Source organism: Yersinia rochesterensis (assembly GCF_003600645.1).
In the GTDB taxonomy this organism is placed as follows: Bacteria; Pseudomonadota; Gammaproteobacteria; order Enterobacterales; family Enterobacteriaceae; genus Yersinia; species Yersinia rochesterensis.
Map to the genome: position 1 here is coordinate 403655 of NZ_CP032482.1, position 12711 is coordinate 416365.

Consider the following 12711-nt stretch of genomic DNA (forward strand, 5'->3'; position numbering starts at 1 on the left):
TATGGCTCAGCCTTCTCTCTATGAAATGCTGTTCGGCAACGTAGCGGGTGAGCTTGACCTTCATCAGGTGAGCGAAACCAATCAGGTCGTCCTGTCGGTGCTCGACAATATGCAGCGCATTCTCAACTGCCGCGCCGGTACGCTCAGTCATCTGCCGGATTACGGCCTGCCGGACATGAGCAAAATCCTGCAAGGGATGCCCGGCACCGCCCATTCACTGCTGACCACGATCTCTGACACCTTGCTGAAATATGAGCCACGGTTGAAAAGTCTCAAGGTGGTGGTGCTACCGCAATCCACCCCGGGGCATTTGGAATATGGCATTGATGCCGAGCTAAAAGAGTTCGGGCTGGTGCACTTTGGCACCGCGTTTATGCCGGAAGGGCGAGTGTTGATACGCCATCTTAAACAACAACACTATCTCAATCCGGGTGAGTCATATTGAGCGCTTGTGAATTTAGTATTTTTTAGTGCGTGTAAACATATTATTTTTTAATGGGACAGGTGGGAAGTCATTCTTTCGCCTGCGTTGTAATAAAAAAGGTGTTTTTAAATGTTGAAAAAGAGTTTTTTATTGTCCTCTGTTTTATTTATTTCGTTAAATGCTCACGCGGGTTTCTTTGGCGGTGATGACTTTAAATGTGGACGAGAAGATGCTGTGAAGGCATTGCAGGATTATATTAAGAGTGGAGCAGGGGGACAGTTGCAAAGTAATTATATTACAGATGCTGCACGTTTCTACGGCAAAGACCTTCAGGTATTTCAGGATAAACTCAACGGCATCAGTATTAACGCATCCAATGTATCAACCGCAGGTAATACGGGCAGTGAACTGAACTGTAAGGCAACAATTGTCGTTAATTTACCGGCCGAAACACTTGAAGTCGTGAAAGATAATCCGGTTTATCTGTCCCTGCTGGTGAGCAATGGCGGAACGCTTAATCAAGGCAGCATTGTATGGAATGACTATGCCTATAGTGTCAAACTAGCAGATAATAAAAAGGATATTTCTGTCAGTCGTGTCGAAAATATTATGAAAGCGTTATATCAAACGACGGTTCTCGCCGTAACGAAAGATGACATTATTAGTAGTAATTATAGTGCTAAATTGGATAAAGCTAAAAGGGACTATATGGGCCAGGACGCTTATCTGAATGATGTCTGGAAAAGATTGCCGGACGCGATCAGGTCATCCATGAAAAAAGAGCAGGTTGCTTGGGTGAATGAAAAAGCGCTTAAATGTGGAAAACTTTCTGATGCGGATTCAGCGGCAACACCTTTCCAGAATAGAATTAAAATCTACCAGTGTCAGACAAAAATGACTCAAGAGCGTATCGCCTTTCTCGGTGGGGACAGGGATTACGATTAATGACTGATTATTAATGGTCAATGTGCGCCCGAAAATTCGGGCGTACATCTCAGTTTCTTGCTCGATATTAATATGGGGTTAGTCCGGTGTTATATAGAGATAATCTAATAAAAAGAATATTAGGTGGTTTTAGCACGCAACTCGATCCGAGGGCGTCGTTTTAATGTTTTATCAGGGAAGACAAACTATGACACCTAATACCGAGCGGACGGTTAAAACCGGCGGTGACCCCCGCCATTTTGCTGAATTCAGTGCGTTACGTGACGAAATCGGCAAATTACATCATCCAGCTCGCCCGGATGTTGACTGGGGGCGGGTTGAGCAGCTTTGTTTAGCGCTGTTTCGTCAAAATGGGGTTGAGTTACAGACCACGGTAGATTTTACCTTGGCGCGGACGCACATCGCAGGACTGGCTGGATTGTGTGAGGGGCTGGAACTGTTGGCGGGATTAATCTCTCATCAATGGAGCGCCTTGTGGCCACCGCAAACCCATGCCCGGGTGGCGTTATTGGCCTGGTTGAGTGACCGGTTGCAGCAAGTTTGGCGCACCATGACATTATGCTACGGTGACCTGGCTCAGGTGTACCGGGCAGAGCGTGCGTTGGAACAGTTGTGCACGCAGTTGCAAACGCTAGAGCTCAAACATCTGAGTAAATTGGATGGGGTGCGCCTGATGTTGCATAACGCAGCACTACGTCTGGAGAGTGCTGAGACCGCCGCTGATACGCCAGACCGATTAAGTATTCCGGTACGGCATGCCGGTGTCTCTGAACCACAACGACAGCCACAACCGACATTCTCGTCGGCTGCGGTCAGCGAACCACTGGTTTATCTTGTCAACGAACCGGCCCCGGCGCGTGTTGAGGTGGAGTTGTCGCCGCCTTCGCCGCCCCCACCACGTTGGAAAGCGGGGCAGGGGTTTGTCGCCGGGCTATCGCTGATGGCTGTTTTGATGGTGGGGAGTTTCTTTATCTGGCAGTCGCTGTCATCTAATCCATTGCGCGAGGCATTGCTAACCAGTGTCGCGCCATTACCTGCGCCACTGGTAGCCAAATCAATCGATGAACTGAGAAAACAGACCTCAGACGCCGGGTTGGGGCGTTTGGCTGAGCCCGTATTGCAAGCCAGTGGCATACAGTTGGAACAACTAACACAGTTACCACCGTTATGGGCACAAATGTGGGGGGATGGGTTGTTAGCTCAGGCGCAACAACTGTGGCCAGCCAACCAACAGGTTAAACGACTGAGTGCCTTGTGGCAGCAACAGCGAGAAGCCGGTGCTGCGCCATTGGTGGAGTTGAAACACTATGCATTGGCACAAGAGCGTTTGCGGCAACTGGCAGATCGACTGAATGGATTGGATGAAAAGAAGGGGCGTTATATGACGGTATCGGAGCTTAAATCGGTAGTTTTTGCGATTCAGCAACCACTGACACAGGCATTACCTCTGGAAGAGTTATTGCGTCAGTATCAGGAACAATCACAGTCTGGGCAGACCCCGCCATCGGCACTGCGCCAACAGATAGACAGCCGGTTTAGTCAACTGCTGAATCGGTATGCGTTGCTGGCCTCATCCTCTAACACTCAGTAAACCTTCATTTATTACGGAAGATAATCAGGTGAATGGAAATAAGAACCCCTCTGGTCAACTCTCTTTGCCGGACTGGTATCCGGTTGCTTTTTCGCATCTGGATGCGGTGGAGTACGCCAGTGTGGCTCAATTGTGGCAAAGCGAACCGGTATTGCGTGAATTGGCAACAGCGTTGGATAAGCGTAATCCGGGACTCATCACCTTGACACAATGTCCACATTGTCACAGTACGGATATCTGTCCTGGAACCCGCCCGGAGGAATATCGTTGCCGGGCGTGCCTGCGGTGCAGTTCTCCGTATACCCATACGCCGTTTTTCGATTTACACCATGTTAGGCATTCGCGACTTTATGCGGTATTGGTGACCCTCTGGGGGACCTGGCGGGAGGAAGATGCTGCCTGGTTGAGTGACTGTAAATCCAAACAGATATGGAAACAGTACTGCCAACGGCTCCAGCCGATTCTGGCGTTGCTTGGTCATCGCCCGGTGACCCCACAACCGCGTTACTTACGGGGATTTACCCCGGGGCAGCAAGGGATACATTGCCCTGCCTGCAACAGCACGCAATTGGCCTATAGTGAAACGATGCCGGTCGGTAATCCTGAAGTGCACTGCCAGGTTTGCCAGGCTGATTTTGTAATGTATCCCGACATACCGAAGGGCGTTGATCCGTTTGCCGCTAACACGCCACAGAGTGATATCCCAGTCCCCCAGTGGTTTAGCCGATTGTTCGCTCATGCGACCCAGGCGCAATATCAACATTTACGGGAGGTCTGGCAACGGGAGCCGGTGCTGAGAGAAGCCGTGGAGCGGCTGGATGCGCAAAATCCTGAACAGGGTGCGGTATATGCCTGCCCTTACTGCCAGAATAAGCACATTCGTCCCCGTAAAACAGTCTCGTCTATTGAAGGGTATTATTGCCCGGCCTGCGATAATCCCTTTACAGCCACCACCGGCACACTGTTTTCCCGGATGCGTCCAGAGCATTTTTGGCGTTTGTATGCGGTCCTGGTGATGTTATGGACGCAGTGGCGACCGACACAAGTTTTTGCGCTGTGTGGGCTACGTTCTGTGAGTGCTTTTCTGATTTACCATAAAAGGCTTGGCCCGTTGCTGGAGGAATTTACGGATACTGCTGTTACCCCGACTCCGCGAAACCTGCTGGGTTTTACTCCGGGACAGCAAGGTGTGCATTGCGTCAATTGCCTGTCAACACACCTGATAACGGAAGGCATAACGGTCATGCCCCTGGATAACCCCAATATCTGTTGTCTGGATTGTGGGCATAAATTCATGTTGCGGGTCTGGTGGCAACAGGCCGTGTGTGAGGAGCCTCCGACAACCGCATAATCACTATTGTTGTTTTATACCGAAGCGGCTCCAGCCAGCATGATGTGAACCCAGACCAGACGAAGCGATTGATAAAATAGCTTTATCATCAGCGAGCATGGTTTCTGAAACTGTATATGACTCATGGGGTGATCACTAATTTGACCCATTGTGTGCAATTAATACGTTTAAAAAGGAATGAGTATGCGAAATTCATTACGTTTATCTTTGTTTATCACCGCAGTGTTGCCCTTTGTGAGCTACGCCGAACTTTCTCAAGGTCAATCTATGGCATTTTCTGCTGGTGTTGTTAGCCTCGGCAGTTCCGCGCTGGTGAGCGGATTAATTCTCTCACCCGTTCTGTTGCCGACAGGATTGATCATGACCTCTGTTGAGCGAAATAAAAAATCCCCTACGGCAATGCTGACGGCGAAAACTGCGGATGACCAGCAAGTAAAGTTATTGGTACCAGAAAAAGTGGTTGATGAGGCTAAACTGGCGTCTGGTGATAAATTGGATCTGGAAAAAGCACCAGAAGGAACGGGTGTTTTATTGAAAAAAGAAGGAAAAGTAATTTCTCATATGCTGTATGAAAGCGATGCCGGTCTTTCCCAAAATCAGCCGTTAGTCCCCTCAAAATGAGACGTTTAATCGTGAATACGTTGGGGATACTGGCTTTTAGTCTTAGTCTTAGTCTTATTTCTCCGGTGATGGCACAAAGCACCGATTGCGATTATAAAACTCCGGCAGCACAGAACGTCGCCAGCACCATGGCCAGTGCCCAAATGTTGAAGGATACCCTCAACCAGCGGGACGATAAGGTCGTGGTTTTGGTGCGTCAGGGACAGGATATGGCGCGCCATAACTTACGTTATTCGCATGCTGCATGGGCGGTTCGACGGCCGAGTGGACATTGGCAGATATATCATAATCTTAATGAATGCGGCACTGCCCATTCATCCTTATATGTTCAAGGACTGTATGAGTTCTTATCTGATGGCTTAGTCAGAAAAGAGATTGCGATACTCCGTCTGTCGTCTCCGCTACAAGAACGGCTGATAACAGTGTTGGCGGACCCTCAGCGCATCAATTTGCTTCATAGCCAACGTTACAATCTTGCGGCCTACCCATTTAGCGGGCCATATCAGAATTCTAATGGTTGGCTACTGGAAGTGTTCGCGCTGGCGAATCAACCTAATGTTTGGTCACGTAATGATGCCCGCAGCTGGCTTAAACAGCAGGATTATCAACCGTCTGAATTAGATACCACTTTTATTGAAAGAACATCCGCTCGTTTATTTACCCGCCATATCTCTCTCGATGACCAACCTGTCTCACTGATTGATAACGGTAAAATTCAAATTAACAGTGGTGACAGCGTTATCCGCTTTGTTGCCCGTTATAGTCAGCCGATTAAAAATTGTAGTCATAAAGATTGGGGAGAAACCGTGTGTGTGTTTCCTTAAGTAGGCCCCTAAAATTGAGTCATTCCGTTTGCGGATAATAGCGAATGAAATGTGATTGGATGATAAATTAACCGCTGAGTAGGAACATCGTGGTGAGTTATTATAAAATTGATGTTAACAAGAGTAATTATGTTGGTGAAAAGTAATTCATTATTTGATTCACCACTTTGGGAATCAATTAAAGCCCATATTGGTGTTTTTTTTATGGTTTTTGGTCTGGGGGTTGTTTTTATACTATGTGCTTTTTTTATCGAATGGAGCCAGATAACAAAACATCCGGATGAAGCATGGCATGCCAGTGGAACGTTAATTATTTCTTTCCTTTTTCTTTTGAGTGGTATTGTATTAATTATCTTTTCATTCGTCAGTACAATTAGCAGTATTTCTTATTATAGTGATAGAGCACTGATCAGTCAGTCAGGATTAAATATAGACGCGAGTATTGATAATATTGAACCGTTCGAAAAAGATGATTATTGTATTGATTTTAACTTCATTTTTAAAGGTGTTCAATATCAAGTGTCAGATATTATTCCCATCGCTGTCCCATTAGATGAATTCAAAGCTATGATAACAATTCCAGTCCGTTTTCTGCCTGGTAAAGAGAAAAAGGCTTATATCCGTAAAAGAGCGCTAACTCATCGTTTACGACAGGCAAAATCAGTGATTAACGAGAACATTAATAATCAATCAAGTTTGTTGATCGATGACGAGAAGAGATATTAATGTCTGATTCACTTGAATACGCCATTTAGATAGGATATTTGTCATGCCAACCATCATTACTCACGCTGCTATTCCCCTCTGTATTGGGTTGGGTCTGGGTAAGAAAACTATTCCTCCGGTGTTGCTGTTGACGGGCATCGTTTTCTCAATAATCCCAGATTTGGATGTTCTTTCTTTTAAGTTGGGTATTGCTTATGCCAATGCGTTTGGCCATCGAGGATTTACCCATTCTTTACTGTTTGCTTTTTCATTACCTGCATTGGCATTGTTATTCCGTTGCTACTTCAATGCCAGCTTTAGCCGCATCGGATGGTTTCTGACATTATCATTACTCTCTCACAGCGTACTGGACTCTTTGACTACGGGCGGAATGGGGGTTGGATGGCTTTGGCCCTGGTCTCAGGAACGATTTTTCGCCCCCGTACAAGTTATTAAAGTGGCACCCTTTCAGCTTGGGCAGTACTTCAAACCCAACGGAATTGCGGTGATTAAGTCTGAGCTTTGGTGGGTTTGGGGGCCAGGAGTCATATTTATGCTAAGTTTGATGATGGGACGCATGATAAAAGCAAAGAGTCTTGATGACGTTAAATAGTCAATATATTGCAAAATACATTTTTTATAAATACCAAGTGTGACAGAAAAAAGATGAATGACTTTAATGAATAGTGGAATGCTTACAACTGGTCTGATGATGGTGTTTATGTTTATTGCCAGAAAAGAACATGTTCTGGACATGTTTATAAAAAATAAAAAGATGATTTTTATCAACCTAAACAAACTGAGCAATATTTTTTTGCTGTAAATCTAGTTATAGATTATTGTGTCATCTTCTCTCAGTCAAAAGAAGTAGGCATTCTTTTGACTGAGTCAATTTTCAAGAAAATTTCAGATAACTATAAAAACTTAGAGTGATTTAGCGGAAATCACAATAATCAATAAGGTACACGCCATGACGAATATTCAGGATTTTATTTCTGTATCGCCTAAAAAGTCTGATGCCTTTATCAGTAAAAAAAAGAAATATTGGATATAACTCTAGCTCGTTGATGAAGAAAATAGCCTCGTAGCAAACGTGGTCTGGCAAGCTGATAACGACACAACACGCAGTGGCGCCGTCACGACATATAAGGGGATAACTCATTTTTTATGTCTAAGTTTAACGACTTCAGATATCTCTTTACAATATCCTCTGACAACATGAATGCATAGTGACAGATAAATCAATTTAGGACCCTAATATATATGCATGAAAAATGCAAAATTTGGTTGGTTGTCGCCGTAGTAACTGGTGTGATTGGATTTTATAGCGGTTTTTTTAGCTTAATGATTATCGGCAGTGGTGTGAGTGGTAGCGGTTGCGGTAGTCAGTGCTCTTCTTCCTCAGAAGTTGCAGCAGCTATAGGCTTGTTCTTCTTGGGGGGGGCGGTATTTTCAGCCGTTTACTCATTGCACCTCTCCTGGGCGAAGAGAGAGCAGGTGCCACGACTCTGGATCAATATTATGGTGACGACTGTGAACCTTCTGGTTGTGTTGATTGCCAGTTCGTCGTTCATCCTGCTCATAAACATGTTTATGTGAAGTCATTATTACCATGAGTAAAAATCACAACCATTCTGAAACCGCAGCAATGAAGCGGTTAGATTGTGCCTTAGTCAAAAAAGGACAGTAAATTAGCTGCTTTCAGATCTGCTCTGCAGAGGCTATCTATGCGAACGGATAAATACCTTTGGTGTGAATTTCTCGATATTAAAAGTCAGTTGGAATGTACAACAAAGTGATTGTCGCATTATGGATGGAATTACCTCCAACAAGGATAATGTTCATGTTACGGAAAAATATAGTGGGATTGATTGGAATATTTTGTGGTGCCACCGCGTTTCTTAGCGCCCTGGTTCATTTTTGGGCAGGGCCATTCTCTGTATTGCCAATTGAAGTCACTATTGCCAATAAAGCTGCTGCGATTAAAACGGCAACCCTGGCTGCGTTACAGGGAAAAACGGTAGTCAATTCTCACGCTGAAAAAGAATATAGTAGGGGTGAGTTTGGAGATCGGAAATTATTGTACTATAAGAGCTTCCCCGGCATGTCAACGCCGGTTTTATGGTTTCTGTCTGCTCGTCAGTAAAATAAAGGGGAGAGACTGCGGTACTATAAACGGCCATGATGAATCGTTATCGATTCGGGCCCTGATGAAAGACGCGCGTGAGGTTCTTGTTCGTTAAGCGGATACGTATATCCTGTACAATAGCCAGATAGGCCTCACGGGGTATAACCCTTTTTCATCAACGAGTTGCAGGTCAGATGGTTATACTGCTTTGTGCTTTAGCTGGCTGAGTACAGCCTGAAATCATCACCGTAATGCAACGATGCCCAGCACAGCCTCGCGTTTTTGGCGGCGATGGCTACAACAGCCCGCCAGTACCCCCTGCGCTCAACCAACGTACAAACCCAACGGCTGAATGAGTCAGTCCTTTTCTCTGCACCAATCAAAACCGAACGGGCCCCCTGAACCAGAAGCGTTCGCAGATATGAATCGCCCGCTTTCGTTATTCTGCCAAGCTTTGATTTTCCGCCACTGCTGTACTGGGGGTCTGAAGCCCAACCGTACGAAAACGTACGCTAAGTGTATTTTTTGAACAGCTGTGTGGGCAGGCCTTCTTTGGAACGTAAAAAGGATCTCATGTATGTAGATCCTTTTTACATCACTGGACGCCGAGTCCCGACTACACTTCGATAGTGATTAACATCAAGGCTAATAGAAAATATACGTAAATGAATCAGGGTATTGCGCCAAACTTCTTCAGCATATCTTCGTTTTTCAGCTCAAGAAGATAATTCTCACCTAAAAATTTTTTGTTGCCACTATATCTAATTTTCCACTGATTCAATATTATCCAAACGAATGCGGCCCTTTCAGTCATGAGTATATTATTTTCATTATCTGCCATGCCATAATCACGCCTTATCCACTCTTTTACATTGCAATCAAGACTACTATTTATTTCTATATCAACAGGAACAATTTTATTCCATAGATCATCATAATCTAAGCCATACTCTCTTCCAACCTTGATTCCGTTATCTTTTACACTAACTATTCTAGAAAAATTAAAATTTTTGTATTTTATATTACCACTTGCCTCTGGATGATTAGCCCTAAATATCCAACTTATCCCATCAAATAATATAACTAACGGAACAATAAACCGTTCAGAAAGATCCCTTCCTGCGGCAGAATTGTACACACACGAAACCATTAGTCCTTGAGAAATAGCTCTAGTTATTGCGGAAACCTTTTTGTTACATATAGGGTTCGTATCGACAGTTATCTCTTCAAATTGAATAAATCCGCTTTTTTTTATAATTCTATTTTTATCAAATCCATTAGCAAGCATAAATAGGGCATCTTCTGCTTTTATATCTGCAAGTGGAGTGAAATTTTCGATACACAAAAAGAATTTCTTCTCTGATGAATCGTAGCGAAGATTATCACCTCTTATTTTTTTATATTCAGCTATAATCCTGCTCGCAGTTATTTCAGAAACGCCAAATTCTTCTATTAGATCAGATCTTGATAAAACGCCTGTATAGTAAATTTTAAAATCAATAAATGACAATCTAATTGCAAGCTCTTGGTTTCTTTCTAAAATAATTGGAAAATCCATACAAAATCCCCGTAATAAAACCATAACCTATTATAGCATGGGACGGCACATACGCATCATATTTATCAAAAATGCATATCAAAATGATCTTCGATAGTTGACATGTAGAACCATACTCGATACAGTGATAGTGCGTGAAAAGAATGGTCTTTTCAGCATTTATCTAAAAGAGGTTCACATGGCTACAAACCCTCCAAAAGACAACAGTCGGGTCGGTATGGTTCGTCAGCGCTCTCAGGCGTTCAATCCTACAACCGAAACTTGGGTTAAGCGTGACACTGAAACAGGGCGTTTCATGGACGTAAAATCTGACGGGACTCCATTCAAAGGAGTTCGCAAGGAAAAATAAAGGGGTATTGGCAAGTACCAATACCCCTTTATCTATGTGTTGCACTTAACTTTTGCCGGGAAAGTGCAATAGCCATCAGCAAAGAGACTGTTGGATAGACTCTCAGTTTTCAGAGGAAAGGTCAACAGTCTCAACCAGTAGAGGTTACTGTATGCGATTTACACATCACGATCTAAGAATGCTAAAAGCTGGACAGATGGTTTCAGTCTCGTTGTCTGGGAATGCAGCAAACGTGAAGCTTATGGATTCTTATAACTTTAATAACTATAAGAATGGTAAGCGCCACTCTTATTATGGTGGCCATATGACGTCATCACAAACACAACTTAAGGTTCCATCTACAGGACATTGGCACCTCGCCGTAGATTTGGGTGGGTATCAAGGAACCGTCAGGTCTAATGTACAAGTTTATTAGAATAGGAAGAGGCTCTTTGGAGCCTCTTTATCATTGAATATGAAATCCCTTGTTTTGTTTGGAAGCAAAGCTCGTCACGATAGTGACGCAAGTTCTGACATAGACCTTCTTGGGGTTTATGATGGAGAAAAAATAATCTCCATAAATCATGACTCAGTCCATCTTTTTTTATACCCAGAGAAAACCATTTTAGATAAAATGATGTCAGGCGATCTATTTGCCCTGCACTTAAAAGAAGAATCCATACCGCTAGATGGTGAAAATTTAATGACTGAAATTTTTTCAGCATTCAAATACAAAGAAAGTTATGATTATGAAATAAGCAAAGCTGTATTTTTAGCATCAGAAATAGCAATGTCATACCATGGGATAAAGAATAAGAAAAGTGCTAACAAAAAGATATCTTGGTGTATTAGAACTGCAATAATAGCCACTTCAGCTGAGAGAAGAGAACCTATATTCTCCAAGAGAAAAATTGCCAATTACCTAGAAATACCAGGTTTGTCTGCGCAAGACATAGAAGCATTAATAAATATTAAAAATTTTTCTAAAAAAATACCAGAAAAGTACATCGAAAAAGTATTGTTATTTACTGTTTATTTTGGATATATAAAAAAGGACTTTAATAAATTAATCTGTGATCCATTCATTAAAAAATCAATGAAAGATGTTATATTCGGCGAAAAATCAAGCAGATATTAATTTCTCTAACCATCTAATTATTAAATAATAAAGAGATAAATACAGTGTCAATATAAACTATACCCTAACCTGACGTCAGGTCAGATAATGAAAAACTGTCAGAATAAAGTCACTCCGCCTATTTATTGACACAAGTAATTAAAGGTCATAGATTCTTTCCTGACACATTCAGTACTGGAGGAGTATGAAAGGTCAACGCATTGGCTATATCAGGGTAAGTAGCTTTGACCAGAACCCTGAGCGTCAACTGGATCAGACTCAGGTGGATAAGGGATTCCATATTTGTACTGGAAGGTCTGTTGGAGTAGCAAACCGGACTCAACCCGACAGAGATAATGACAGATACGGCGGGTTCCAGTGACCTGATTTTCGGTCTTTTCTGGTTGCTGGGCTATCAGTTCTCTCCTCGTCTGGCTGATGCCGGGGCCTCTGTGTTCTGGCGAGTGGATAAAGATGCAGATTATGGCGTGTTGAATGACATCGCCCGCAATGCTGCCAATGCCAGGAAGATAGAGCAACACTGGGATGACATGATGCGCATGGCCGGTTCTCTGACGCTTGGGACAATCCGGGCGTCAGTTTTGATCCGTTCGTTGCTGAGCAGTGATCGCCCTTCAGGGTTAACACAGGCAATTATTGAAGCCGGAAAGACACTGTATCTGCTGAATTATATTGATGATGAAGATTACCGACGTCGCATTCTGACCCAGCTTAACCGGGGAGAAAGCAGACATGCTGTCGCGAGAGCCATTTGTCACGGGCAGAAAGGCGAGATCAGAAAACGCTACCAGGACGGGCAGGAGGAGCAACTGGGCGCTCTGGGGCTGGTAACCAATGCCGCCGTACTCTGGAATACCATTTATATGCAGGCGGCACTGGCACATTTACGTGATGAGGGTGAAGCCATAAATGAAGACGATGAATCCCGGCTGTCACCACTGCGCCATGCACATATTAATATGCTGGGTCACTACACATTCACGCTGGCAGAACAGGTAACAAAAGGACAGCTAAGGCCACTTAAGCAAGCGGAAGAAAGCGATGAATGGCCTTTATAATTATCTTTTGTCATGGCAGCAGCGAAAGCACCAATTTGGT

The 12711-nt window shown here is 43.9% G+C and carries 14 protein-coding genes and 3 pseudogenes; 15 read left to right on the forward strand and 2 right to left on the reverse strand.

What is annotated here, in order from left to right; translation table 11 throughout:
• Position 1 precedes the first annotated feature (1 nt).
• The 10 genes from tssE to DXZ79_RS20625 all read left to right on the forward strand — a co-directional run bounded on the left by tssE (position 2) and on the right by DXZ79_RS20625 (position 8607).
• Positions 2-445 carry a type VI secretion system baseplate subunit TssE gene (gene tssE, locus DXZ79_RS01960; protein WP_120011041.1) on the forward strand — a complete coding sequence of 148 codons (444 nt, stop codon included), beginning with the start codon at positions 2-4 and terminating at the stop codon, positions 443-445.
• Between the two features lie 108 nt (positions 446-553).
• Complete coding sequence (locus tag DXZ79_RS01965) at positions 554-1369, forward strand: lysozyme inhibitor LprI family protein (RefSeq protein ID WP_120011042.1); 816 nt, start codon at positions 554-556, stop codon at positions 1367-1369.
• Between the two features lie 187 nt (positions 1370-1556).
• Positions 1557-2960: a VasL domain-containing protein gene (locus DXZ79_RS01970; RefSeq protein ID WP_120011043.1), complete on the forward strand. Its 1404-nt coding sequence runs from the start codon at positions 1557-1559 to the stop codon at positions 2958-2960.
• 28 nt (positions 2961-2988) lie between these two features.
• Positions 2989-4311, forward strand: coding sequence for a hypothetical protein (locus DXZ79_RS01975; protein WP_120011044.1), 1323 nt, complete (start codon positions 2989-2991; stop codon positions 4309-4311).
• Between the two features lie 183 nt (positions 4312-4494).
• Entirely contained in the window at positions 4495-4932 is a 438-nt protein-coding gene (locus DXZ79_RS01980) for an STM0539 family protein (RefSeq protein ID WP_120011045.1), read from the forward strand.
• On the forward strand, positions 4929-5756 hold the full coding sequence (locus DXZ79_RS01985; RefSeq protein ID WP_120011046.1) for a DUF2145 domain-containing protein: 828 nt from the start codon (positions 4929-4931) through the stop codon (positions 5754-5756). The genes DXZ79_RS01980 and DXZ79_RS01985 overlap by 4 nt, the downstream gene beginning before the upstream one ends.
• A 129-nt stretch (positions 5757-5885) precedes the next feature.
• Positions 5886-6482, forward strand: a complete 597-nt coding sequence (locus tag DXZ79_RS01990; RefSeq protein WP_120011047.1) for a hypothetical protein — start codon at positions 5886-5888, stop codon at positions 6480-6482.
• A gap of 43 nt (positions 6483-6525) precedes the next feature.
• A complete protein-coding gene (locus DXZ79_RS01995; protein WP_120011048.1) occupies positions 6526-7074 on the forward strand; it encodes a metal-dependent hydrolase in 549 nt (182 codons plus the stop codon).
• Between the two features lie 650 nt (positions 7075-7724).
• Positions 7725-8060, forward strand: coding sequence for a hypothetical protein (locus DXZ79_RS02000; RefSeq protein WP_120011049.1), 336 nt, complete (start codon positions 7725-7727; stop codon positions 8058-8060).
• A 244-nt stretch (positions 8061-8304) separates the two neighbouring features.
• A complete protein-coding gene (locus tag DXZ79_RS20625) occupies positions 8305-8607 on the forward strand; it encodes a hypothetical protein (RefSeq protein ID WP_162928717.1) in 303 nt (100 codons plus the stop codon).
• Positions 8608-8804: 197 nt separating this feature from the next.
• Here DXZ79_RS20625 and DXZ79_RS02005 read toward each other — a convergent pair.
• Positions 8805-9068: pseudogene (locus tag DXZ79_RS02005) on the reverse strand (transposase); the annotation flags it as partial.
• Positions 9069-9259: 191 nt separating this feature from the next.
• Positions 9260-10147, reverse strand: coding sequence for a BrxR family helix-turn-helix transcriptional regulator (locus tag DXZ79_RS02010; protein ID WP_120011050.1), 888 nt, complete (start codon positions 10145-10147; stop codon positions 9260-9262).
• Between the two features lie 178 nt (positions 10148-10325).
• Between DXZ79_RS02010 and DXZ79_RS20630 the strand changes: the two genes are divergently transcribed.
• From DXZ79_RS20630 to DXZ79_RS02030, 5 genes and pseudogenes are all read left to right on the forward strand, one after another.
• Positions 10326-10496 carry a hypothetical protein gene (locus DXZ79_RS20630; protein WP_162928718.1) on the forward strand — a complete coding sequence of 57 codons (171 nt, stop codon included), beginning with the start codon at positions 10326-10328 and terminating at the stop codon, positions 10494-10496.
• Positions 10497-10692: 196 nt separating this feature from the next.
• Entirely contained in the window at positions 10693-10911 is a 219-nt protein-coding gene (locus tag DXZ79_RS21265; protein WP_425330479.1) for a DUF1883 domain-containing protein, read from the forward strand.
• A gap of 33 nt (positions 10912-10944) precedes the next feature.
• Positions 10945-11613, forward strand: coding sequence for a hypothetical protein (locus tag DXZ79_RS02020; RefSeq protein ID WP_162928719.1), 669 nt, complete (start codon positions 10945-10947; stop codon positions 11611-11613).
• A gap of 184 nt (positions 11614-11797) precedes the next feature.
• Positions 11798-11890: pseudogene (locus DXZ79_RS02025) on the forward strand (recombinase family protein); the annotation flags it as partial.
• Positions 11880-12671 (forward strand): annotated as a pseudogene (locus DXZ79_RS02030) (Tn3 family transposase); the annotation flags it as partial. The pseudogenes DXZ79_RS02025 and DXZ79_RS02030, both read left to right, overlap by 11 nt.
• Between the last annotated feature and the right edge of the window lie 40 nt (positions 12672-12711).